The sequence below is a fragment of the Paraburkholderia sp. GAS333 genome (assembly GCF_050435665.1).
GTDB classification, from domain to species: Bacteria; Pseudomonadota; Gammaproteobacteria; order Burkholderiales; family Burkholderiaceae; genus Paraburkholderia; species Paraburkholderia fungorum_A.
This window is the reverse complement of record NZ_JBNDKS010000003.1, coordinates 1-23,734: the sequence shown is the minus strand read 5'-3', so window position 1 is coordinate 23,734 and position 23,734 is coordinate 1. Positions and strand designations below refer to the sequence as shown.

20 protein-coding genes are annotated in these 23,734 nt (G+C 59.3%); 13 read left to right on the top strand and 7 right to left on the bottom strand.

What is annotated here, in order from left to right; translation table 11 throughout:
* Positions 1-620: 620 nt before the first annotated feature.
* From ABH945_RS15930 to ABH945_RS15915, 4 genes are all read right to left on the bottom strand, one after another.
* On the bottom strand, positions 621-1,010 hold the full coding sequence (locus tag ABH945_RS15930) for a response regulator (RefSeq protein ID WP_429251123.1): 390 nt from the start codon (positions 1,008-1,010) through the stop codon (positions 621-623).
* 502 nt (positions 1,011-1,512) lie between these two features.
* Complete coding sequence (locus ABH945_RS15925) at positions 1,513-2,649, bottom strand: glutathione-independent formaldehyde dehydrogenase (RefSeq protein WP_429251905.1); 1,137 nt, start codon at positions 2,647-2,649, stop codon at positions 1,513-1,515.
* A 430-nt stretch (positions 2,650-3,079) separates the two neighbouring features.
* Complete coding sequence (locus ABH945_RS15920) at positions 3,080-3,580, bottom strand: hypothetical protein (RefSeq protein WP_429251122.1); 501 nt, start codon at positions 3,578-3,580, stop codon at positions 3,080-3,082.
* A gap of 315 nt (positions 3,581-3,895) precedes the next feature.
* The gene (locus ABH945_RS15915; protein ID WP_074772303.1) at positions 3,896-4,261 is read right to left on the bottom strand and encodes a hypothetical protein; all 366 of its coding nucleotides are present in this window, start codon (positions 4,259-4,261) and stop codon (positions 3,896-3,898) included.
* Positions 4,262-4,588: 327 nt separating this feature from the next.
* On the opposite strand from ABH945_RS15915, the gene ABH945_RS15910 reads away from it, so the two are divergent.
* Positions 4,589-5,845 carry an MFS transporter gene (locus tag ABH945_RS15910; protein WP_429251121.1) on the top strand — a complete coding sequence of 419 codons (1,257 nt, stop codon included), beginning with the start codon at positions 4,589-4,591 and terminating at the stop codon, positions 5,843-5,845.
* Between the two features lie 199 nt (positions 5,846-6,044).
* Here the strand turns inward: ABH945_RS15910 and ABH945_RS15905 are convergent, their stop codons facing one another.
* Complete coding sequence (locus ABH945_RS15905; RefSeq protein ID WP_429251120.1) at positions 6,045-7,943, bottom strand: thiamine pyrophosphate-binding protein; 1,899 nt, start codon at positions 7,941-7,943, stop codon at positions 6,045-6,047.
* 533 nt (positions 7,944-8,476) lie between these two features.
* Here ABH945_RS15905 and ABH945_RS15900 point away from each other — a divergent pair.
* From ABH945_RS15900 to ABH945_RS15855, 10 genes are all read left to right on the top strand, one after another.
* Positions 8,477-8,920 (top strand): DUF2231 domain-containing protein, encoded by a 444-nt coding sequence (locus tag ABH945_RS15900; protein ID WP_429251119.1) that lies wholly within the window; start codon positions 8,477-8,479, stop codon positions 8,918-8,920.
* Complete coding sequence (locus tag ABH945_RS15895) at positions 8,913-10,226, top strand: PQQ-dependent sugar dehydrogenase (RefSeq protein ID WP_429251118.1); 1,314 nt, start codon at positions 8,913-8,915, stop codon at positions 10,224-10,226. Before ABH945_RS15900 ends, ABH945_RS15895 begins: the two co-directional genes overlap by 8 nt.
* A 156-nt stretch (positions 10,227-10,382) precedes the next feature.
* Positions 10,383-10,643: a hypothetical protein gene (locus ABH945_RS15890; RefSeq protein WP_429251117.1), complete on the top strand. Its 261-nt coding sequence runs from the start codon at positions 10,383-10,385 to the stop codon at positions 10,641-10,643.
* Between the two features lie 194 nt (positions 10,644-10,837).
* Positions 10,838-11,779, top strand: coding sequence for an NADP-dependent oxidoreductase (locus ABH945_RS15885; protein ID WP_429251116.1), 942 nt, complete (start codon positions 10,838-10,840; stop codon positions 11,777-11,779).
* Positions 11,780-12,008: 229 nt separating this feature from the next.
* Positions 12,009-12,899 (top strand): alpha/beta fold hydrolase, encoded by an 891-nt coding sequence (locus ABH945_RS15880; protein WP_429251115.1) that lies wholly within the window; start codon positions 12,009-12,011, stop codon positions 12,897-12,899.
* A 275-nt stretch (positions 12,900-13,174) separates the two neighbouring features.
* On the top strand, positions 13,175-14,164 hold the full coding sequence (coxB, locus tag ABH945_RS15875) for a cytochrome c oxidase subunit II (protein ID WP_429251114.1): 990 nt from the start codon (positions 13,175-13,177) through the stop codon (positions 14,162-14,164).
* Positions 14,165-14,196: 32 nt separating this feature from the next.
* On the top strand, positions 14,197-16,239 hold the full coding sequence (ctaD, locus tag ABH945_RS15870; protein ID WP_429251113.1) for a cytochrome c oxidase subunit I: 2,043 nt from the start codon (positions 14,197-14,199) through the stop codon (positions 16,237-16,239).
* Between the two features lies 1 nt (position 16,240).
* Entirely contained in the window at positions 16,241-16,882 is a 642-nt protein-coding gene (locus tag ABH945_RS15865; protein WP_429251112.1) for a cytochrome c oxidase subunit 3, read from the top strand.
* Complete coding sequence (locus ABH945_RS15860; protein WP_429251111.1) at positions 16,879-17,304, top strand: hypothetical protein; 426 nt, start codon at positions 16,879-16,881, stop codon at positions 17,302-17,304. Before ABH945_RS15865 ends, ABH945_RS15860 begins: the two co-directional genes overlap by 4 nt.
* Before the next feature lie 71 nt (positions 17,305-17,375).
* On the top strand, positions 17,376-18,716 hold the full coding sequence (locus tag ABH945_RS15855; RefSeq protein WP_429251110.1) for a c-type cytochrome: 1,341 nt from the start codon (positions 17,376-17,378) through the stop codon (positions 18,714-18,716).
* Here the strand turns inward: ABH945_RS15855 and ABH945_RS15850 are convergent.
* The gene (locus ABH945_RS15850; protein WP_429251109.1) at positions 18,705-19,001 is read right to left on the bottom strand and encodes a hypothetical protein; all 297 of its coding nucleotides are present in this window, start codon (positions 18,999-19,001) and stop codon (positions 18,705-18,707) included. The two genes, ABH945_RS15855 and ABH945_RS15850, sit on opposite strands and share 12 nt — an antisense overlap.
* A gap of 260 nt (positions 19,002-19,261) precedes the next feature.
* Here ABH945_RS15850 and ABH945_RS15845 point away from each other — a divergent pair, with 260 nt between their 5' ends.
* Both ABH945_RS15845 and ABH945_RS15840 read left to right on the top strand, forming a co-directional pair.
* Positions 19,262-20,341, top strand: coding sequence for a catalase family protein (locus ABH945_RS15845; protein WP_429251108.1), 1,080 nt, complete (start codon positions 19,262-19,264; stop codon positions 20,339-20,341).
* Between the two features lie 125 nt (positions 20,342-20,466).
* Positions 20,467-22,767: an FdhF/YdeP family oxidoreductase gene (locus ABH945_RS15840; protein ID WP_429251107.1), complete on the top strand. Its 2,301-nt coding sequence runs from the start codon at positions 20,467-20,469 to the stop codon at positions 22,765-22,767.
* Between the two features lie 709 nt (positions 22,768-23,476).
* Here ABH945_RS15840 and ABH945_RS15835 read toward each other — a convergent pair.
* Positions 23,477-23,734 (bottom strand): transposase (locus ABH945_RS15835; protein WP_429251106.1); only part of this gene is annotated, 258 nt, incomplete at its 5' end.

Sequence of the window (23,734 nt, the reverse complement as noted above, 5' to 3'; positions counted from 1 at the left end):
GGTTGAACGCTGGGGACAATGTGCAATCGGCACCGGCGCACAAGTCTTCCTCCCATGCTAAGAAAATGAAACCATCCAAAGGCGAAACCGCAGGCAATTCCACGCAGCCAGGAGGTACCGCGACCCCGAGTGGCCCGGGCGCACCTGTTAGCGCAAGCGGATCAGGGAGCTAATAGTTAGAATTGGCGGGGACGACGGTTCAGGGGCTTTCAGGGTCAACTGTCACTCGTTAAATTTTCATGCCAGCGACGCTGAGGATGCTCAGACAAGGATTTGGGGAGATTTGGGAAGGATGTGTGCGGAGATCTGGACAGCCTTTGGTGCTTCACGGCTCTTCCCGGTCTGCTGAAATGCGTACGAAGAATATCGTAGAGCGAAAGAATCGTTATCGGAGTCAGGCGGCTAGCCGCTGGATGTTTGGCGGCTAGCAGATGCTGAGGAAGCTGTTATGAGGGGCCTTCGTTGGGCGCTCACAATCCTTTTGCTTGGTTGATCAAAGTGCTGCACGCCGGTCGCTTCAAAGAAATGCAAAAGGGCCGCCGGTCAATCTAAAGCCCGCTCGACGTTAGGGCGTGTACGTGTAACCCGGAAGTCGTTGCCTCTGATGCATCAGCGCGGAATTAGGGGTTCGACTTGTGCGGGTCGCTCAAGCGCTGCAGGAGTGTGGCGAGATGCGAAGGATCTGCCGGCTTTTCGCATAGAGCGTCAAATCCGGCAGACTTGGCTTGCGAATAGTCGGATGGAGTATTGGCAGCGGTGTATGCGAGAAGTATTGAATCTGCGGTGAGCGGGTCCGCACGAAGCCGCGTGGCCACGGCGAAGCCTGACATGTCCGGCATCATTATGTCCAAGATGACATAGCTTGGTTGCCAAGTGGCGGCAATTTCAAGCGCAGCGAAGCCGCCGTAGGCTGTATGCGTTGCAAACCCAAGCAAATCAAGGCATAGCGCAACTGCGTCCGCAGAATCGACGTAGTCGTCAACGATCAGGACTCGCCGGTTTGCAATCAAGGGGCGTCGCGGTCGCGACATCATTTGGCAGCGCGGCTCGCGCAATTGATACGATTCGATTTGTGGCTCCCAGTTTGAACTTGCCAGTTTCGCGATTCAGCCTCAATCCTGAACTTATGCCGCTGTGCAGATAGTACGGTATTGCGTGCGTAGTGCGGGAAATGAGCGAAGGTCTATTTCAGATAGAGCCTCGGCCGCAAGCGATCCGGCCGCCAGCCGTTGGTTTTCAATGTCCATGCGTTTGAGCTTGCATTTCGTCGCAAGCATTTCATCACATCGTGCCCGGGATGCAGGGGCGATTGATTGATGTTCGACGAGTCCCACAGTGGTCAGTGACGGCTATCTCGTTCAGACTGTGGCCAGAGTAGGTACCGAATCTACTTCGCGCGATTCGGTGGACAACGCGATGTGCTCAAACTCCTCTAACACTCCGTCGCAACCGAGTCGCCCCGGCAAACCTTCAGCGAGCTGCCGGGAGACCTGGTTTGGGGCAGTACTTCTTTCAAGCCGCTGGCTTGAGTACCACTTTGGTCCAGCCCTCGTCGCGCTCGTCGAAATGCCTGTAGCCTTCTGCGGCTTGCTCCAGAGGCAGTTCGTGCGAGATGATTTGCGACGGCGTCGCTTTTCCAGCAGAAATCAGATCGCGCAGGCGCCGGTTGTACGCTTTGACGTTCGCTTGGCCGGTGGCGATTTTCTGGCCTTTCATCCATAGTTGCCCGAAATCGAGCGCCAGTTGACCTTGCTTCGCCAGATCGTCTTCGGATTTCGGATCTTCAGCGACGAAAACCCCTACGACGCCAATGCCGCCTGTTGGACGAACAGCTTTGATCAGGTTGTTCATTGTCACGTTAGGGACTTCATGGCCCTTGCAACTGCACTGATAGCCAACACACTCACAGCCACGATCAGCGCCTTCGCCACCGGTCATTTCCAGAATGCGGTCTGCAGAATTGCCGTCGCTATCATCGACCGGAATTGCGCCGATCTTCTCCGCCAATTTCAATCGATCTGGATGGCTATCGACGACCATTATCTTGCTCGCCCCCTTGATTTGCGCCGAGAGTGCTGCCATTAAGCCAACTGGCCCAGCGCCATAGATCACGACACTTTCGCCTGGTAACACGCCGGCCAGTTCAGTAGCGTGATAGCCCGTCGGGAAAATGTCGGAGAGCATCACATAGTCATTCTCTTTTTCTTGAGCATCGGGCGGTAACACGAGACAGTTGAAATCACCGAACGGCACGCGCAGATACTCCGCCTGGCCGCCGCTATACGGTCCCATCCCGGCAAATCCATACGCTGCACCGGCCACGCCCGGATTCGCGGTCAGGCAGAAACCCGTGAGTCCCCGTTCGCAGTTCTTGCAAAACCCGCAGCCAATATTGAAAGGCAGACAAACACGATCACCGACCTTGATCCGTTCAACACCCTGGCCTACCTCAATAACAACGCCCAAATTTTCATGGCCAAGAATACATCCGGTCTCCATATTGGTGCGACCTTCGTACATATGCAGATCCGAACCGCAGATGTTTGTCGTGGTAATTTTCACAAGCACATCGTTGGGACGCTCGATTTTGGCGTCGGGCATTTCCTTAACAGTGACTCGGCGGGGTCCTTCATATACCAGAGCTTTCATGCTGATCTCCAATGAGTGGGCGGTCGCCTCGACGGCGGCGGCTTGAAGATTGCAGCAGCACGCATGCCCGACGGCGATTAGATGGAAGCTCTTGACATTTACGATGACGTTCTCGATGAAGAAGCCCATCTTCGACGTGTTGCGTCCCTAAAAAGTTGCGACTCGATCTCCGCTCGCAAGCGCAACTTGTCCGGGGGCCGAATGTTGGTTCACGCACCACGTCGCCCGGTGACTAGAGGGCGGCCTTCGCCGGGCCGCCGAAAACCTTGACGAACGCAAACTTGGCCTCTGCGGTGATCGAGCTGCCCGCTTCCCGGACTTGCGACGGATTCATGCAGTTGTCGCATACGCCACAGCGCCGCAGTGCGAAAGACGAGCAAAACATGCAGTGTGACGATAAGGCGGGGAAACCGACGAGAGCGCCTTGCTCTTATCTTCTGCGTGACGGCAGCGTGCTCGCGAACGGGTTAAAGCCGGAGGCCGCGCCGGGACGCGCAGGGGCGCCTTTGCCGCGCTTGCCCGTCGAAGTGGCGCTGTCCGACAATTGAGAGAGGAGTTCGTCACTGCCCACGTCACTTTCCGCTCGCTCCGATTTTTTTCGGGCGGTGCGCTGCGCCTTCTGCGTTTGCGTATGCGGTCGTTCGTTGCTGTGAGCCGCGCTTGCGCCAGCCAGATGCGCGACGATCGCCGCAAACGATTTCTCAACGGAATTCTGCGGTGCCGACGGCATCATTGTCGAGACTACGATCTCATGCAGCAAACGGCCATCCACGGAATGCAATGACGCCACTGTTTGCCAGTCGACGTTGTCTACAGCGAGCGCGCCGATCACGCGTTCCAGGACCGCAGGCGACAAAACCCCGCCGTCGTACAGACTAACAATGACACGTTCGATTGCCTGGAACGGCGTCGAGACGGAACGGATTGGCACAATAGATCCTCACCAATTTAAGTATAAAAAAGATGCACTCCGAGCAACGCGGCTGACATAAGACGACAGCCCAATGGTGCAGTGAACTGACACGGAGGAGGCTGTGACAGTAAGGAGATTGTCCACGGTGACAGTGCAGGATCATGGGTGCAAGCCGTTCGGCATGAGAGCATAACAGTCGGGTTCGCGCGCGACACGATCGTTACCTGGACTGTCGACCTGTTGCACATCAATTCACCTATGTTCACAGGACGACCGACCGCGTCTTTACCGCGGCAGGCCGCCATCAGCTCACGAATTGAACAGTCGCGAAAACTACCCGTGATTTATATCCACCGAACCGGTGCAATGCACAAGCGCGACGAAACTCCTTGTGTCGGCGCTCTGGTCCGCGGTTCGAAACGGAACGACCCACAGATGGTTTTTATCGTCCCAGTGAGATCCTGCCTGAACCTGGACTGCCTTGGCCTTTAATGATGGGTCGCCGGTGGCATTGATCTTGTTGACCAGCGCCTCTTGTCGCCATTCCGAATCGTGAGTCGAACACTCTCCCGCGTCGGCGGGTTTGCGCGACCAGGGCTTGAGCTCGGAGATAACGAAAGTCAACAGGATCAAGACTGCGCAGACGATAGCGACGACCTTGGCATTCTTGCGTTCTCGACGACCAGTTGCTTGCTGCATTAGCGACTCCTAAAATTGAAGACAGGAAGGGCTTCTCTCCTGCGAGTGGGTTCGGTTTTTCGTTAGCAAGCGTCGCGCCCAAGCCCGTCAACGGCCCGTTGCTTCGAAAACTGAGCGCCGTCCTTCGATCATTCGTGAGCAATATTCCGTTATTGCACTGGTGCTTCCCGATTCACCCCCGTCGCATGGCGCCCCCTGAAGAACTCGCGGAGCTGATTTTCCCACCTGGCTATAGCGCTAACCCGGTACCCGACACTCTCCCGAACGTGGCTCGCGCGAGCGAAGAGCGCGTATCATTTCTGGCTGGCAATCCAAAGGATGTCGCTGATGTCCGAGACCCGTCGCGAATATTCCGAATGCCGCAGCGAGACGTCGAAATATCGACGGGACTACGGGCTTTGGGCGCTCACTTTCAGCTACGTACTGAGTCAGTTTTTTCGCAGTTACGTTGCGGTCATCTCGACCGAATTGATCGCGGATTTCAGATTCTCTCCTGAAATGTTTGGCTGGTTCGCCGGCGCCTTTTTCCTTGTTTTCGCCATTGCGCAGATACCGGTCGGCATGCTGTTCGATCGCTTCGGGGTCCGTACGCCAACCGCGATGCTGATGGGCGTGGGCGCGTTGAGCGCCGGCTTGCTCGCGAGCGCGACCAGCGCGTGGCTCGCAATCGTCGCACAGGCGGGAATAGGATTGGGCTGTGCACCGATTTTCATGGGCCTGCTCAACTATGTCCTTGCCAGTGGTGCCGGACCCACGCAGACTCGCGCGGTCACCACCGCGAGCGCTGTCGGGATGGCGGGTGCGCTGGCCGCTGCGTCGCCATTGGGACAGATCACCGCGCATGTGGGATGGCGACCTGCCATGACGGTTGCGGCAGCGGCCATGTTCTGCTGCATGCTTGGTGTTGCCCGCTTCGTGACACATCGGAAGCCGCCGGGTCTCGCGAATTCTCCAATAACGGCACGCGGCGCCTCGGGCCAGAGGGGGCGCCGATTCTGGACGCTTGCACCGGCATGTCTTGCGATGTCCGTGGGTAGCACGTTCCGTACATCCTGGGGCGGCCCCTATCTCGCGGACGTTTTCCATTTCGATATCGTGGCGCGCGGCAACGCGATGACGATCGCCAGTATCGTTGGCACAGGCGCGTCGTTTTGCATTCCGTTTATGGTGCGTTTCTGGTCGCCAAAGCGCATTTCTCTGAGCTGGCTATTGACCGGTGCGCTTGCAGCTCTGGTGCTCGCTGTTCTCCCTGACGCAAGTAGTAGGCTCGGTGTGGGACTGATCTGCGTGCTGTTTTCAGTAGGTGCGATCCATCCGCTCGTGATGTCGCAGGCGAGAGCGATCGTGCCCGCAGGCAGGCTAGGGCTCGCCTTGGGATTTCTAAATAGTCTCGTCTTCCTGGGCGTCGCGTTAGCTAGCGGAGGATTTGGGAAGATAGCCGATGCATTCAGGCACGAGCACGTCACCGCCGCCCAGATTTATGCGCCCCTGTTTATGGCCGCCGCAATGCCATTGTTGATAGGCGCGGCGGTGTACGTTTTCAGTCCCGCCGCCAAAATCCAACATTCGGGCAACGGGCCGTGATTTTTCGAGTGCGGGAGACTCACGGCGGGGAGAAAATTATTCGCGGCATTGTTACGCGAATATTCTTGGGCATTCGCCCGCGCCGATTGCGCTGCATATGCCGTCCTCGTCTGTTCGACAGACCGTGAACAAATGCTTTCGACGTAGGTATGCAATGTCCAGCACGGCAGTTAAGACGGTTTTTAGCATCTTCACCTCTTCACGCCTTTAGTTTTTCCGGTGTCGTAATCGGTTCAGCCGGATCGACGTGAACCTCCAGTAGCGCAGTGCCGGGCGACGCAAGAGTCGATGCAATCGCCACCTGTAACTGCTGCGGGTTATGGCAGCTCGCGCCTACGGCACCACAAGCCGCGGCGACTTGCGCAAAGTCGATGCCCCCCAGCTCACAACCGTAAGGCGGATTGCCGAGCTCCTTCTGTTCAAATACGACCTCCGCGAGCATGTCGTTGCGCATCACGATGATCTTGATCGGCAAGCGGTTCATCACCGCTGTCGACAGTTCGGCCATCAGCATCGCGAGTCCGCCGTCGCCGACGATCGCTACTACCTGTCTGCCCGGATTTGCCAGTTGAGCCGCTATCGCAAACGGCAATCCGGGCGCCATCGTCGCAAGCATTCCCGTGGCAACCAGTTGCTGCTCGCGATGCAACGTCAAAAAACGCGCAGCGAAATGGGTGTTAGCACCGCAATCGAGGCAAACAATCGCATCGGGGGCCAGCGCATCGCTTATCGCGCGGATCACACGTTGTGGCCGTATCGGCGTGCGCTCCGATGCGGCGACTTGATCGAGCAGGGCGTTCCATTGCGTCACCTGAGCCTGAATCTCGCGAAGAAACGTATCGTCCTTCTGATGAAGCAAGGGGAGCAGCGCCCGCAGCGTTTCCTTCGTGTCGCCGACCAGACCGACTTCGACCGGATAGCGCAGGCCAATCCGCTCAGCCTTGATGTCCACCTGAACGCCTCGCGCCGTGCCGGGCTTCGGGTACGAATCGACCCACGGCATCGTCGAGCCGAGGATCAGGACAGTATCGCAGCGGTGCATCGCTTCTTCGGAGGGCACGGTGCCGAGGTGCCCGATACCGCCGGTTGAGAAAGGCGAATCGTCGGGTATCACGCTTCGTCCGAGTAACGCTTTGGCCACCGGCGCATTAAGCCGGGTCGCGATCTGCTCGAGCTCGTCGGATGCACCGAGCGCGCCTTGGCCCGCCAGAATTGCCACTCGGCTGCCAGCATTGATGGCATCGGCGGCCGCCCGCAACTGCGCGTCGCCGGGTGCGGACGCGGGCTGATGCCACGCCGTCGACGTGCGCAGGCCGTGGTTTTCCATGGACGCTTTGTCATCGGCGAGACGCATTGCCTGAATGTCCTTCGAGACGGCCAGATGCGAGACCCCACGCGCACCAAGCGCGCTTCTGCATGCGATGTCCGTCACGACGAGTGCATGACGCGGCCCCGTCACGGTCGTGTTGTACAACGCGACGTCCTGCATCAACGCGGGCGTGTCGACGCCCTGTTGAAAACGTGTACCCACGAGGTCGTGAAAGGTGAGCCCTGTGATCGCGAGGACCGGTGCGCCGTCGAAATGCGCATCGTAAAGTCCGTTCATCAGATGCACTGCGCCGGGACCGGTCGTGGCGAGACAGACGCCAAGACGGCCGGTCGCCTTCGCCCATCCCGACGCCATGAACGCGGCGGCTTCCTCATGACGCACGCCAATGAAGCGGATCTTGTCCCTATGTCGCCGTAGCGCCTCGATCAGCGGATTGATGCCGTCGCCAACCATCCCGAAGACGTGATCGACGTTCCACGCCAGCAGCGTCTGAACGACTACCTCGGCGGTCGATGCATTGTCGCCGGGCGAAAAAGGCGGCTGTGGTGCCGCGCTGACGGGTTGTCCGGATGACGCCGCGGGTCTGTTCGCCGCGATTGTCCTCGCGGCGAACAGACCCGCTCCGCCCGCCGCCGCAGCTTTGAGCATCATGCGCCGTCGTTCGGAACTCGGTGCGCCGTGTGGATTGTCGGCGGCCGGGGGCATGTCGTGATCACCGGGTGTCGTAATCGAATCGTGTGGGGAGGTGGGCTTGAGGATGGAGGGCATAGCAGAACTCCCGATTTCGACGCGACGGAATGCCATCAGCCTTCGAGCAAGTGTCGGTCCTGCGATGCTTACACGTGGCTGCACCACGCCCAACGGTGGTGACTTACCAGGTACGTCGCCTGCTATGAGATTCATTACATTGCTGGCGCTGCCGGAGCTTGCGCTATCCCAGAGTCCTGCTTAGGGAGGATGAAATGAAACGGTCAATCCTGGTTACGGTCGCTGCGGCTCTCTTTGCGTGTGGTTTAGGCGCGTGCAAAGCGGCACATCACGCGGGCAACGACAGCATGCGCGCCTTCGGTGGAATCGTCGCCGCGATGCAGACGCGACTTGAGCTTTAAGGTCTCTCGGTAGCGCGCGTCTGGATGCTTTGCTCGCCATTCTTGCTCCCATGTGAAAGCTCTGAGTAAAGCGCTAGTCGGCAACCAGTAATTGCCGGTGGAGTACACCGACGCTGGCAACCGAACGGTTTGCGGCACCTATTCGAAGGGCTGCCTTTTTTCGAATAGGCAGAAGAAGGACAAGGATCAAAAATGAATTCCTCCGCCCATATTCGTGGATCGAGATTCGCGACAGCAATATTCGATCTGCTCAACCCGATTCCCTATGGCCTCTTTGTCGGCACGCTCGTTTTCGACATAACCTACGCCGTCACCCGGAATGTATTCTGGGGAAAGGGCGCAGCATGGCTGGTCACGACGGCCTTACTCTTTGCTGTGATTCCTCGCCTGATCAATCTGGTCCACGTCTGGATCTCGGCGCGGGGCGCGGTGACGGCCGTGGAGAAATTGGACTTCTGGTTAAATCTTCTGGGCATCGTTTCGGCAATCTTCAACGCTTTCGTCCATAGCCGGGACGCCTACGCCATGGTCCCCGCGAACGTCATTCTGTCGGCGATTACCGTGGTCTTGTTGAGCGTTGGGCAATTTGCTCTTGGGTTCAGCGGATTCCATTCGAAGGGGACGGCTCATGACTAGAACCTTCCTGAGCAGTTCATTGGCAATTGCGATTCTTGTTGGCGGTTGCAATGAGCAGGCTACCTATGATCCGTCCAAGCAGGCAGGGGCGGAGCCACCGTTGCCTGGCGCTCACAATTTTCTGGCCCCTCCGATACAGGTACCCAAATATGTCGGATGGCAACCAGGCAAAAAGCCGAAGGTAGCGGAGGGGTTGCAAATCGAGGCTATCGCGTCGGGGCTCCAGCATCCGCGCCAGGTCTACGCGCTGCCCAACGGCGATATCCTGGTCGCTGAATCGAACAGTCCCGATGCGGAACCTGTGACCACGCCGAAACAATTGATAGCCGGCATCATCACGTCACGGTCCGGCAAAAAGGCGAAAGGCGCCAATCGCATCACATTGTTGAGAAAGCGCACTGATGGCAGCGGGCGCTGGGACAAATATGTGTTCATCGACCATCTGCATTCGCCTTTCGGCATGCAGTTGATTGGCAACACACTTTATGTGGCGGATACCGATGCGATTCTGAAGTTTCCATATCGTGCCGGTGAGACGAGTATGTCAACCCCGGGCGTGGAGCTGACTGATCTGCCAGACAAGATCAACCATCACTGGACTAAAGCGTTGCTCGCGAGTCCCGACGGCAAGCGACTGTATGTTGGTGTCGGCTCGAACAGTAACGTTGGCGAGAATGGGCTGGACGTGGAATATCGACGGGCCAACGTACTGGAGGTCGATATTGCAACAGGGGGAAGTCGTATCTACGCGGCCGGAATCCGCAATCCGACAGGACTGCAATGGGAACCGCAAACAGGCCGCCTGTGGGCGGTCGCGAATGAACGCGATGAAATTGGTGCGGATCTTGTTCCCGATTATCTGACGTCAGTCCGTGAAGGCGCATTTTACGGCTGGCCATTTAGCTACTGGGGCCAGCACGTCGATCCGCGCGCGCAGCCGCAACGTCCTGACATGGTGGCAAAGGCAATTCGACCGGACTATTCGATTGGCTCGCACGTCGCGCCACTCGGCCTACTTTTTTATACCGGCAATAACCTGCCCGCTCAATATAGAGGCGGTGCTTTTATCGGCGAGCATGGTAGCTGGAATCGGTCTCCTCTAAGCGGCTACGCTGTCGCTTACGTCGCCTTTCAGAACGGCAAGCCTGTTGGCACGCCTATACCGGTCGTTACCGGTTTCGTTTCTGATGACGAGAGAGAATCGTACGGCGCGCCGGTTGGACTCACGCAGGATCTGGATGGCGCCCTGGTGATTGCCGATGATGTCGGCAATACCGTGTGGCGGGTAACGAGGGCGGGAGGGTAGGGCTAGCGGGTTGGTGACGGCTTAAATGGATGCGCGCATATCTGTACTACGTCATTGCGTCGACCTGCGGTCAAACTTTCTATGGGCCGCCCTTAACGCCTCCGCGCTTACTGCACTGACGACGCACCGCTCGCCGTCGCATCGGGCGTGCTCACCGTGGGTGCCTCGCTCGTCACCGGCGAGGGTGCGCTCGCGGGAGCTGCTTCGCTTGCGCTATTGGCCGCGGCACTTGTGCCCGGCGTCCCACTTGGCCCGGCGGAATTGCTCATTACGCCGCTGCTGCCCGAACTCAGGGCGTCGTTGCCGGTGTCGTTGGCTTTGTTGCAACCCGGGGCTGCACAAACGAACCCCGAAATTGTCGCGATCATCAGCGCTGTTCTCAAGCTCCTGTTCATGGCGAATCTCCGTGTGACGTAACACTTATCACATGACGCAACGGATGTGCCTGTCGCGCCACGCCCGCGCTGATTGCCCGCACAACGACGGCGCGCAGGATTCGCGTCCACCCGTTCCTGATGGACTGGCGCAGCACGAGGTATGAGCGTTGCTCGGCAGATCGTATGGCTGCGTTCACTCGCGCAGGTCGGCAAGATACTGTCACGGAGAAATTCATGGCTCAAATGCGTGCATTTCGTATTCATCGCTTCGGCGGCCCGGACGTACTTCGGTCGGAAAGGATCGATGTTCCGCCGATCGGCCCGGATGAAGTGCTGGTTCGCGTAAAAGCTGCAAGCGTCAACCCCGTCGACATCAAAACGCGGGATGGCAAATATCCCGTGATCGGCGAGGACAAGCTTCCGTTCACTCTCGGACGCGATTTCGCAGGTACTCTTGAACGTGTGGGGCAGAGCGTGTCAGGCTGGGAACACGGGGCGGAAGTGTTTGGATTCGTCGGACAGGGGCAGGGAGCGTTGGCCGAGTTTGTCGTCATCGTTGCGAGTGGGCTGGCGCCGCGACCTGCGTCGATGGACTCGACAGCGGCTGCGGCGGTCCCCCTTGCTGCGCTCACTGCCTGGCAGGGACTGTTTGACCAGGGCGGACTACAGAAAGGCCAGCGCGTGTTGATTCACGCGGGAGCCGGAGGCGTGGGCCACCTGGCAGTGCAGTTTGCCCGGCACGTCGGTGCGGAGGTGTTTGCTACTGCGACAGGCGACGGGGTCGAATTTGTGAAGTCATTAGGAGCCGATCATGTCATCGACTATACGAAGCAGCGGTTTGAAGAGGTCGCGCGAGATATGGATCTGGTCTTCGATCTGATTGGGGGCGAGACACAAAGCCGTTCATGGCAAACGGTCAAACGGGGCGGCACGATGATTTCGACGCTGACGGAGCCTTCCGCAACGGAAGCCGCCAGACACGGCGCCCACGCGGCGCGTTACACGGCTCGCCCGGACGGAGCGCAGCTTGCGGAGATAGGCCGCCTGATCGACACCGGCGAGGTAAAGGTCAATGTGATCGCAACCTATCCTTTCGCGTCCGCTGCTGATGCGCTGGCAAGGCTTGAAAAAGGGCACGTGCACGGCAAAATTGTTGTGAATGCGTTCGACGCTTGAGTCGATAGCGTCGCACGCGGCGCCGCCTCGACAGACACGAATAAGAGAGATTTTGCCGCGATTGCCACGCAATGGCGGCGGAGTTGTGTTGAAGCCCGGTGCCGATTTTCCGGAAGCGAACTGTGGGTGTTAAGTCTTCAAGAACTGAGGCCGATGTTTGCAGGCAAGCCGGAAAGCGCAAGACGCGGATTCAAGAGCAGCCCATGGCGGCTGTCGCAAGGAGCGCACGATGCTCGAATTTACCTGTCGCATTCGAACCCCAACACTCGAAATTTGCTACGCCGACGCCGGGCCTCCGAACGGTGCGCCCGTCATCCTCTTGCACGGATGGCCCGATTCCGCACGCGCATGGATTCCTGTCGCGGCTCGTCTGAACGCTGCTGGTTTTCGCACTATCGTGCCTGAATTGCGGGGGAGCGGTCGCACCCGTTTTATTAGCGATCGCACGGTGCGGGACGGATCCGGCGTCGCGCTCGCACAGGATGCGATCGATCTGGCCAACGCATTATCGATCAATCGATTCGATCTAGTCGGGCATGACTGGGGCGCACGGGCTGCCTACACCGTAGCGGCGCTTTTTCCCGAGCGCGCGAAGCGGATTGCAGCGCTGGCGCTCGCATTTCAGCCGTATGGCCGGTTCGCGTTGCCCGGGTTCTCGCAGGCGCGGAAGTTCTGGTATCAATGGTTTATGTCGCTGGACGGTGGCCCCGACGCCGTGGGAGCAGATCCGAAAGGATTTGCGCGCATTCAATGGGAGACGTGGTCGCCGCCGGGCTGGTTCGACGACAACGAATTCGCCCGCACGGCCGAGAGTTTTGATAATCCCGACTGGTTGGCGATCACGCTGAACGGGTATCGTCGCCGCTGGCGGCAGGATGAGGAATCCGACCCGGCGTATTCGAGCCTGCGTCAGCAACTCGCGACCATCGGAAGGATTGGCGTGCCGACGTTGATGCTGCAGGGAGGCGCAGACCAGTGCGACGAACCCAAGGAATCCGACGGACTGGAGAGTCACTTTACCCGGAGCTATCGACGGATCCTGATCGAAGGTGTCGGACATTTTCCGTTGCGGGAAGCCCCGGATGAAGTTGCCAATGCTTTGATAGACCATCTTCGGTAAGGCCAGCCGGGGTTGTTACTTCCAGTCCAGGTGGTCGCGCCGAAACTATGTCTTAAGACAATCGCCAACCTGCCCCGGAAGCGTCATCCAAAGCTTGCAACTGTAAGGCGCGGGAGGGCCTGTTTTTTGCTGGCGCTCCCTTTACGGCCGTGCGGGTTCAATGCGGCTATCGAGGCGCAATCAGCTGCGAGTTCCGGGAGCCAACAGTGAGCGACGGCGGAACGACAACGAAACCAGTTCTCAGTGGCGCCGAGCCATGGCTTGCGAGTGGGTTCGTGCTGGCTGTCATTCCCAGTCGCGCTGAATCGGCATCCTTGAATTATTTTTTCCACGCAGCCGGTCCTGCCAGTCGGCCGACGATGTATCTCGGCTGGACAATGACCGCTGTCGCGGTGGCAGTGACGATCATCGTCGGCGTCCTGCTGGTCCTGGCGATTGTGCGGCGGCGTCAGTCGGCGGAACCCGGCAGCCTGAATGCCGAATCGGGCGGTATGCGCTGGATTTGTGTTGGCACAGGAATATCGTCGGTCGCGTTGCTGGCAATGCTGGTCTACATTCTTGTCACACTCGAATCCGTCGCATCGCCTGCGGTGCATCCTCAATTGACACTGACCGTGACGGCATACGACTGGTGGTGGAAAGTCGACTACACGGACGACCCCGACACGTCCCGCGACTTCAGCACGGCCAACGAGATTCACATTCCTGTCGGCGAACCCGTGAAGGTTCTGCTCAAAAGCGCCGATGTCGTACACGCGTTCTGGGTTCCGCAACTCGCGGGAAAGACACAGACGATTCCCGGTCAAACGAACGAGCAATGGATTCAGGCCGACCAGCCCGGCATTTATCGCGGGCAATGCTCGCAATTTTGCGGGGCGCAGCACGCGCATATGGCTTTCGAAGTGATCGCACAAAGCCCCGCCGACTTCGATGCGTGGCGCAGCGCACAGGGCCGGAATGCCGCCTTGCAGCAGCAGGAAGCAGACGCTGCCGACATCGCCATTGGCAAGCACCTGTTCATCGAGCGTTGCGCCGGTTGCCATACGATTCGTGGCACCAACGCAAACGGCCTGCAAGCCCCTGATCTCACGCACCTCGGCTCGCGCCGCACAATCGCAGCCGGAACATTGACCAACGCGCCGGATCATCTGCTCGACTGGATCGAACACGCGCAGCAGATCAAGCCCGAATCGCTGATGCCGGATATTGCGCTGACCGGCGCGGAAGCCGCGGCCCTCTCGGCGTATCTGGCAACCCTCCATTGACGATGTTTTGCCGACGGCACGGAGCGTTCACAATGTCCGATCGCACTGCTAGCGCTTCGTCGCCGCAAGAACCGCAGCGCGACATACGCAATGAGTCGGCCGCTTCGCCGTCATTGGCGCGCAGGCCACAGACCGGCCGGGTGCTGGCGGGCAGTGCCGAAGAAAAGCGTCTGCGCGAGATATGGGAGACGCCACCGGGCTGGCGCGGATGGCTGTCGAGCGTCGACCATAAAACCATCGGTTTGCGCTATCTCGTCACCGCCTTCGTGTTTCTGCTGATGGGCGGCGTAGAGGCGTTGATCATGCGCATTCAACTGGCGCGTCCGAACGCGACAATACTGACGCCCGAACAGTACAACCAGCTCTTCACGATGCACGGCGTGACGATGATTTTCCTCTATGCGTTGCCTGTGCTGTCGGGTTTCTCGAACTATCTGTGGCCGCTAATCCTTGGCGCGCGCGACATGGCGTTTCCACGCCTGAATGCGTTGTCGTACTGGGTATTTCTGTTTGCAGGCATTTTTCTGTACGCGAGTTTCCCAACGGGGCAGGCACCAGACGCGGGCTGGTTCAACTACGCACCGCTGTCGGGGCTCGAATACAGCACCGGCCCGAACATCGATGTGTACGCGCTCGGCATGGTTTTGCTCGGCATCTCGACGACGGTCGGCTCGATGAACTTCGTAGTGACGCTGTTGCGGATGCGCGCGCCGGGTATGTCGCTCGACCGGATGCCGGTGCTGGTGTGGGGCACGCTTACCGCATCGGGCGGCAACCTGTTGGCGGTACCTTCGGTCAGCCTCGCATTCCTGCTGCTGTGGATGGATCGCCGGATCGGGACGCACTTTTTCGACGTGCTGAACGGCGGCCGTCCGCTGTTATGGCAACACCTGTTCTGGATCTTCGCGCATCCGTGGGTCTATGCGGTCGTGCTGCCCGCCATGGGCATCGTGTCCGATGCATTGCCGGTGTTCTGCAGGCGGCCGTTGGTCGGCTACGGGCCAGTCGCGCTTTCCACTGTCGCGACGATGGTGATCGGCTTTGTCGTGTGGATTCACCATATGTTCGCGACTGGTATTCCGGCGCTTGCGCTGTCGTTCTTCGGCGCGGCGAGCATGGTCATTGCAATTCCGAGCGCGGTTGCCACGTTCGCATGGATCGCGACCATCTGGACCGGCAGGCCCGTGTTTCGTGTGCCGTTTTTCTATTTCGCGGGATTCGTACTGCTGTTCGTGATTGGCGGCGTGTCTGGCGTGATGACGGCCGCCGTGCCGTTCGACTGGCAACTGACCGACACGTACTTCGTGGTCGCGCATCTGCATTACGTGCTGCTCGGCATCAACGTATTTCCGGTGATTGGCGGCATCTATTTCTGGTTTCCGAAATTCACCGGCAGGATGATGAACGAGCGCCTGGGCAAGATTGGCTTCTGGGTATTGTTCGTCGGCTTTAATGTGGCCTTCTTCCCCATGCATATTGCGGGCCTGTTGGGCATGCCACGCCGCATTTACACCTATCCGGCCGACATGGGCTGGAACACGGTGAATCTCGTTACGTCGCTCGGCTCGTTTCTGTTCGCCGCGGGTGTGTTGATCTTTCTCGTCGACCTCCTTGTCAGTCTGAAGAACGGCAAGCCCGCCGGCAACAATCCGTGGGATGCGCCCACGCTCGAATGGTCGACCAGTTCTCCGCCGCCACCGTATAACTTTGCTGTCGTGCCGACGCTCGCGAGCCGTCATCCGCTGTGGGAGGGCCGCATCGACGAGCCGGGCGTGAGCATTCAGACGCGCTCGCGGCTCGACGAGGGCTACGTGCTCGCGAACGGGCGTGAGGCTTTGGGCACGACTGCGCTCGAAGCGCTGCCCGACGTGATTCTGAAGATGCCCGGCGATTCGTATGCGCCATTCTGGCTCGCGGTATTTGCAACGCTCGTATTCGCGGGCCTCGCAATCGGTGCGTGGATAGTTTCGGGCGCGATGCTGGCGGGTTGTGCGATATCGATCATCGCGTGGTTATGGCCGGAGCGTGGGTTGATCCAGCGCGAACCGAGCGCCGTGCACGACGCGGGAGCCTGATATGAGCGACGCCATCGACCTGAACCAGTCACCGGATGGCGCGGCCGAACCGTCGCAACTTCTGCCGGTCGGCAGTGCCGGAGAGCGCTCGGGCGGCTGGTGGGGATGCCTGACCTTGATCGCTACCGAAGGCGCGCTGTTCGGCTATCTGATCTTTTCGTATCTGTATCTGGCTTCGCAAAGTACCCAGCACTGGCCGCCCGAGGGGCTGCCGAAGCTGGGACTCGGTATCGCGAACACGGTCATCCTGCTATCGAGTAGTGGCTTCGTGTGGCTGTGCGAGCGCTGCGTGCGGCGCAGGCGTTTGCGCTGGGGCGTAGCGTCGATGGCGGTTGGCATGGTGCTCGGTTGCACGTTCATGGGTATTCAGTTGATCGAGTGGCACGATCATCCCTATGGACTGACTACCCATCTTTATGGCTCACTGTACTTCACGATCACCTGCTTTCATATGGCGCACGTCGCGGTCGGCATCGTCGTGCTACTGCTCCTGCTGCTATGGACGGCACTCGGTTACTTTGACGAGCAGCGATGCGCCGCTTTGACCATCGGCGGACTGTACTGGCATTTCGTCGATGTCGTGTGGCTCTTCATTTTCAGTACGCTGTATCTGTCGCCCTATCTGTTCCGGGGTTGGTCATGAGCGAAGACGCCGCGCCTCGCGAGGTGTCCTTTCCGTCGATGCGCCAGATAGCGGCGGGATTATTGATCGCGCCGTTCGCGTGGCTTGTACAGATGCTCGTTGCCGAAACACTGGCGGCACAAAGCTGTTATCCAGACAGCGCGCCACTTAACGCACCATTGTTCCCGTGGATGCGCACGGCTCTGTTCGTGCTCAGTGCGCTATGTTTGCTGGCGGGGATCGCGGGCAGTCTGCTCGCGTGGCGCAACATCCGGCGAATCGGACCAAAGCGGTGGGGGACATTGGCTGGCACCACGCGAACCAAAGCGGAATTGGCGTGGTTCGTGAGTCGCGTCGCGGCAATGTGCAGTGCGCTTTTTCTGTTCGCGCTGATCGCGACCGATGTCGCGTTGGCGATCGTGTCGCCGTGCAGGTGGTGGTGATCATGTGCCGCCGCCGCGAGCGTCCGATTCGCAATTCTTCCGCTAACTCGTGTAGATGGAAGCGTGCGGTCATGGTTTCGGCTGGTTTGTCGCTGGCTCTGGCTTTCGCATCAGCGCGCATACCAGTGGACGCAGCGAGCGCCGGTAGCGCAGGCGCGAGCGCTCAGGCGAGCAGCGCGGATGCCGCGACCATTGCTCGAGGCGCCTATCTCGCCAAGGCGGCCGATTGTGCCGGCTGCCATACCGCCGCGCCGCGCGTGACCCAACCAGGCGGACCGCCAGCATTGTCGGCGCCTTTCGCTGGCGGCCTCGGGATGGCATCACCGTTCGGCACCATCTACTCGTCGAACATCACGCCCGACCCGGATGCCGGTATCGGGCGATATAGCTATGACGACTTTGCCCGGGCGTTACGCCAGGGTCTCGCACGCGGCGGCAAGCGGCTGTATCCGGCGATGCCCTATCCCTCATTCAGCAAGATCACCGACGACGACATGCACGCGCTGTACAGTTATTTCATGCACGGCGTAACACCTGTTTCCACGCCCGCACCCGAAACCCGCTTGCCGTTTCCGTTCAACCAGCGTTGGGTATTGATGTTCTGGGACTGGACGTTCGCGCCTAGCGGCGTGTTCAAACCGGAGACCGGACGTGACGCGCAATGGAATCGCGGTGCCTACCTGGTTCAATCGCTCGGACACTGCGGCGCGTGCCATACGCCCCGCGGGCCCGCGTACGAGGAGCGCGGCTATAGCGAATCGCGCCATGCGTATCTGACAGGCGGTACCAACGACCACTGGTTCGCGCCAAACCTGACGGCGGACCCCGGCTCGGGTCTCGGACGAAGCTCGGTCGGGGACATTGCCGCGTTTCTCAGACACGGCCACGGCAACGGACTGGTGACGTTCGGCAGCATGGTGCAGGTTGTGGAAGACAGCACGCAGTATCTGAACGACGACGACCTCATCGCCATTGCCGTCTATCTGAAAAGCCTGCCGCCGCATGCGTCAAGTGGGCACTTCAATGCACAATCACGCGCCGCGCTGCAAACGGCACAGTCGTTGAAAACGGGTGATGTCGAACGACCGGGCGCGGGCATCTATGCGACCTACTGCGCGCGTTGCCATCAGATGGATGGCGCGGGCGTGCCGCAAAAATTTCCGCGCCTTGCTGGCAATCCCGCAGTTCTGTCAGCATCGACTACGTCAATCGTGCGCCTGCTAGTGGAGGGCGGCGGCAGTCCGCACACTGAGCAGGGGCCCGAGTCGCGCAAGATGCCGTCGTTTGCTGGCAAGCTGACCGATGCAGAAATGGCGCACGTGCTGACGTTCATTCGTAATACATGGGGCAATGCAGCAGAGCCTGTGACCACGCGCGACGTGTCCGACGTACGCGCCGCGCTACACAAATGAAGCAACTCGGGGAAGGGCACGCATGTACCTTCCGGCGGCACGCGCCGTCACGATGCGGACTTGAATGGCTTTTGCCGCCGGCAGCTTGCACTCCTTCGCATGATGCGACAGCGGAATCGGCAGATTGCGTTCCAATTGGTGGCCGGCGATGCATCCGGCGGGTAAGTCGAACGCAATGATGCGAAAGCTGTCCACGCGTCGCCGCACGTGATCCGGCGAGACGGCTTCCAGCGGCACCTCCGAATCGGCCGCAAGACCCTGTCGCTCGATGTCCTGCTGGTTCATCAGAAGCACCTTCGACGAACGGGCCCGGCGGTTGACGAAGGTTGTACTGAAGTCATCCGTTTGGCGCAGCGGTGCTGCCGCCCTGATCACGTATCAGGGGGCCGGCAGTACCGATCGCGAAGTGAGAGAAGGTGGATATAACTGCCGCTGGAATCAGCATCTTTAACGGCGCAAGGATGTGGAGGGGATATCGGGCCCGCTGGGCACGGCGGTTGCGCATTCCGCGCACAACCCGCGAATTCCCCACATGGAGCCTTCATATGAATACCGCGTCCGCCATCCACGCACTGCCGTTTGATCCGACGTATGAACAAATCCCCGAAGATGAAGCGGAAACGACTCGCCAACTTGTCGAGGCGATGCACAGTATTCTGGAAATCACCTCGCAGGATTACCAGCATGGCGTCCGTAGCGTGCACGCAAAGAGTCACGGTCTTCTCGATGGGGAACTGACCGTTCTTGCCGACCTGCCGCCGGAGCTCAGCCAAGGCGTTTTCGCACGCCCGGGCACTCACAAAGTCGTGATGCGCCTGTCGACTAATCCCGGCGACATCCTGGACGATAGCGTTTCAACGCCGCGTGGACTGGCGCTCAAGATTGCCGATGTAGAGGGCGCGCGCCTGCCAGGCAGCGAAGCGGAAACCACCCAGGACTTTGTGATGATCAACGCGCCGGCATTTACGGCGGCGACGCCCCAGGACTTTCTTTCGAGTTTGAAACTACTGGCCAAAACAACCGACCGTGCGCCGACCGGTAAGAAAGTGCTGTCGGCTGTATTGCGTGGTGCGGAGAAAGTGGTCGAGGCGGTCGGTGGCGAGAGCGGCACGCTCAAAAGTCTGGGCGGACATCCGGAAACACATATCCTCGGCGAGACTTTTTTCACGGCCGTCCCGTTTCTCTACGGCAAGTATTTTGCCAAGCTGAGCGTCGTGCCGGTCTCCGAAGAACTTACCGCCTTGACTGACGCACCACTTGATGTCAATGGTCACCCGAACGCGCTGCGCGATGCGGTGAACGAATTTTTCGCCACGCGCGGCGGCGAATGGGAGGTCCGTGTGCAACTCGCGACCGATATCGGCAAGATGCCGATCGAGGACGCTTCGGTTAAATGGCCGGAGGACGAAAGCCCTTATATTGCAGTCGCGCGTATTCGGGTACCGGCGCAACCTGCATGGACAGAGGCTCGGTCTGCCGCCATTGACGACGGTTTGTCGTTCAGTCCGTGGCATGGCATTGCGGAACACCGACCGCTTGGAGGTGTGATGCGCTCACGCAAGCCGGCCTATGAAATGTCGGCGGAATTTCGGGGGCGCTTCAACGGGTGTCCCATACACGGGTAACACCACGTTAATAACCGGCACACTTCGCGTAACGATGTGCGGGTCCGTTTGTTGCGGACCCGCAAGTGTTCAGCCGTGCGCTATCGCAGGCTGTGTCAGCGGCGATCGCGCAAGGAGCAGACGGCATGAGCACGGACAGCACAATCAGGGAATATAAAAACGCGGCCGGTGGGTGGGGCTCGTTGAAAGCGGTTGCCACGATTCTGATTCAGGAGCACGTCGCGCTGCATGGCAGCGCGATTCTTTCTCACCAGAACAAACCTGACGGCTTCGCCTGCGTGAGCTGTTCGTGGGCCAAACCGGCTGACCCGCATTTGTTCGAATTCTGCGAGAACGGTGCGAAGGCGACCGCATGGGAGATCACGAGCAAACATATCGATCCTGATTTCTTCGCGCAGCACACACTGACCGAACTCGAAGCGTGGAGCGGCCTGGAACTCGAATCGTCGGGACGGCTGACCGCGCCGATGCGCTGGGACCCCGCCACCGATCGCTACGTGGAAACAACCTGGGAACACGCGTTCGCCGACATCGCAAAAGAGTTGCGCGCAATCGAACCGGATCAAGCCGTGTTCTATGCGTCAGGACGCGCGTCGCTCGAAACCTCGTACCTGTATCAACTCCTCGCTCGCATGTACGGCACGAACAACCTGCCGGACAGTTCCAACATGTGTCATGAAAGCACGTCCGTTGCTTTGCCCAAGACCATCGGTTCACCGGTTGGCACGGTCACGCTCGCCGACTTTGAACACGCCGACTGCATGTTTTTCTTTGGCCACAACACCGGCACCAATGCGCCGCGGATGCTGCATCAGTTGCAGGACGCACGCAAGCGGGGCGCACACATCATCACGTTTAACCCGATTAAAGAACGCGGGCTGGTAAGTTTTGCGAATCCTCAATCGCCGCTCGACATGCTGACGCCGGCGCAGACGCACATCAGTACGCAATATCATCAAGTGCGCATTGGCGGCGATGCAGCGGCCGTGGCAGGTCTGTGCAAACTGTTGATCGAATGGGATGACGCGGCACAACGCGATGGAGCGCCTCGCGTGCTCGACGCGGCGTTCATTGCCGAACACACGGAAGGCTTCGAAGCATTCGCTGCGGCAATGCGTGCAACGACCTGGGCCGAGATCGAGTCTCGCTCGCAATTGACGCGTGAAGCACTCACTGCGGCCGCCTCGGAATACGCCCGCGCGAAGTCGGTCATGGTGCTCTACGGGATGGGCATCACACAGCATCGCAATGGCGTGCACAACGTTCAGATGCTGTCCAATCTGCTGCTGTTGCGCGGCAATATCGGCCGGCCTGGTGCAGGTATCTGCCCGATACGCGGGCACTCGAACGTGCAAGGTCAGCGCACGGTCGGCATCACGGAAAAGCCGGAACTGGCGCCGCTCGATACGTTGAAAAAGCTGTATGGTTTCGAGCCGCCGCGCCACAAAGGTATGAGTACCGTAGAAGCCTGCCAGGGTGTGCTGGACGGGAAGGTCAAAGCGTTCATCGGGCTCGGTGGGAATTTCCAGGTGGCGATTCCGGATCACCATGTGATGGATGCGGCGTGGCGCTCGCTGAGGCTGACCGTGCAGATTGCGACGAAACTCAATCGCAGTCATCTGCTGCATGGCGAAGTCGCTTATCTGCTGCCGTGCCTCGGGCGCATCGAGATCGATCGGCAGGCGAGTGGGGAACAATGGGTGAGCGTCGAGGACAGCACGGCGTGCGTCCACGGTTCACACGGCTATGCAGACCCGGCCAGCAAAATGCTTTTGTCGGAGCCGGCCATCGTGGCCGGTATCGCCAAGGCGCTGTTGCCGCGCAACCCGAAAGTCGACTGGAATTCGTGGGTCGCCGATTATGCGACGATCCGCGAAGCGATCGAGCGGACCTATCCCGATCAGTTCGCTGACTTCAATCGGCGCTTTTGCGAACCCGGCGGTTTTCATCGACCGATACCGGCCGCTGAACGCAAATGGAAAACGCCTAATGGCAAAGCAAACTTTGTGGTGCCCGATACGCTCGATGAAGACGCCGACATGCCATCCAGCGATCCCGACGTGCTTCGTCTAATGACGACGCGCGGCGACAGCCAGTTCAACACCACGGTCTATTCACTGGACGACCGCTTTCGCGGCGTGCAGGGTACGCGTAACGTTCTGCTGATGCATCGCGACGACATGGTGAGACTCGATCTCGCGGAGGGCGACGAAGTGTCTGCCGTCACCGATTCGAAAGACGATGTGATACGCGAAGTGGGTGGTATGCGCGTGCATGCGTTCGATATTCCGGCCGGTTGTGTCATGGGCTATTACCCCGAATGCAACCGGCTCATCCCGTTATCGCATCACGCCAAGGACAGTCTCGTGCCGGCGTCGAAATCGATACCGGTGCGACTGCGGAAATCAGAAGTAATGGGTGCGTGATGGCTCGGCTGGTAAGTATATGAACATCCCCGTTCGATCATTTAGGCCCGGTTCGCTCGGAATTGATTGGCGCGTGCGTTTTCTGTCATCGAAACATCGGTAGGGATCGGGTGTATTACTTCGCCGGCAGATAGTTTCGAAGCAACGACTTTCTCGAATCATTCATTCCCGCTCTCACTAAAAAAAGCGCAGTCCGGTCGTTGTGTCGGTCCAACGCAGAATGTTCGCTTTCTATGAAAGCCACGCTGGCAGAGCTAACCGAACGCACGGGCGCCCTTATGGGTCGCGATCCTTGAGTTGGCCGTCGCCAGATGCGACCGTTCCGGCGTGGCTAATAAACATTGAACAGAAGATTCGATCTTCTCTTTATGGCGAGCGGAGGATACTGCTGTCTCGCAGCTCAGGGTTGTCTCAGCATAACTCGGCGAAGTCGCATCAAACTGAGGTAATTGAAACGGTAAATTTTTTTAGATGCGGACGTTGGATAAAGGGCCGCCGCAGCGGCCTGCACGAACCGAACAGGGCGCGATAACCCCCCGTTACCACGGCAAAATAAAAAGACTGAGGCGGCGGCCCGGTCTCGGCCGAGGCTGTGTAAAAACGTGCAGAACAGCCGGTTAGTGAAGGCCTGTGGGAAGCACGATTGCGTTAGACCGATACGCAAGCGGACGAAGCCAGCTACGCGGGTGAACAACGTCAGCGCCCAAGTTCACCCGCCTGCCAGCTTCATTGCGCGCATCGTCTTTGCGAATCCGAGAATCTTTATGACGCGCTTGAGGTTGTATGCCAGCACATGCAAACTCATTTCGGCTGCAACATGGCCCAGACGGCGCGTCTGGAAGTGAGTCGAACCCATCCAGTGCTTGAGTGTGCCGAACACATGTTCGACCGTTCGGCGTCGTATCGTCATGGCGTCGAGCTGGCGATCCAGCCTTGACTGCATTCTCTCGAGCACCGCTTCGTGTTC

Excerpts from the sequence above, each read along its gene's own strand:
- ABH945_RS15925 (WP_429251905.1), bottom strand. The coding sequence starts at position 2,649 with ATGAAAGCTCTGGTATATGAAGGACCCCGCCGAGTCACTGTTAAGGAA.
- ABH945_RS15915 (WP_074772303.1), bottom strand. The coding sequence starts at position 4,261 with ATGCAGCAAGCAACTGGTCGTCGAGAACGCAAGAATGCCAAGGTCGTC.
- ABH945_RS15910 (WP_429251121.1), top strand. The coding sequence starts at position 4,589 with ATGTCCGAGACCCGTCGCGAATATTCCGAATGCCGCAGCGAGACGTCG.
- ABH945_RS15905 (WP_429251120.1), bottom strand. The coding sequence starts at position 7,943 with ATGCCCTCCATCCTCAAGCCCACCTCCCCACACGATTCGATTACGACA.
- ABH945_RS15900 (WP_429251119.1), top strand. The coding sequence starts at position 8,477 with ATGAATTCCTCCGCCCATATTCGTGGATCGAGATTCGCGACAGCAATA.
- ABH945_RS15895 (WP_429251118.1), top strand. The coding sequence starts at position 8,913 with ATGACTAGAACCTTCCTGAGCAGTTCATTGGCAATTGCGATTCTTGTT.
- ABH945_RS15885 (WP_429251116.1), top strand. The coding sequence starts at position 10,838 with ATGGCTCAAATGCGTGCATTTCGTATTCATCGCTTCGGCGGCCCGGAC.
- ABH945_RS15880 (WP_429251115.1), top strand. The coding sequence starts at position 12,009 with ATGCTCGAATTTACCTGTCGCATTCGAACCCCAACACTCGAAATTTGC.
- ctaD (WP_429251113.1), top strand. The coding sequence starts at position 14,197 with ATGTCCGATCGCACTGCTAGCGCTTCGTCGCCGCAAGAACCGCAGCGC.
- ABH945_RS15865 (WP_429251112.1), top strand. The coding sequence starts at position 16,241 with ATGAGCGACGCCATCGACCTGAACCAGTCACCGGATGGCGCGGCCGAA.
- ABH945_RS15860 (WP_429251111.1), top strand. The coding sequence starts at position 16,879 with ATGAGCGAAGACGCCGCGCCTCGCGAGGTGTCCTTTCCGTCGATGCGC.
- ABH945_RS15855 (WP_429251110.1), top strand. The coding sequence starts at position 17,376 with ATGGTTTCGGCTGGTTTGTCGCTGGCTCTGGCTTTCGCATCAGCGCGC.
- ABH945_RS15850 (WP_429251109.1), bottom strand. The coding sequence starts at position 19,001 with ATGAACCAGCAGGACATCGAGCGACAGGGTCTTGCGGCCGATTCGGAG.
- ABH945_RS15845 (WP_429251108.1), top strand. The coding sequence starts at position 19,262 with ATGAATACCGCGTCCGCCATCCACGCACTGCCGTTTGATCCGACGTAT.
- ABH945_RS15840 (WP_429251107.1), top strand. The coding sequence starts at position 20,467 with ATGAGCACGGACAGCACAATCAGGGAATATAAAAACGCGGCCGGTGGG.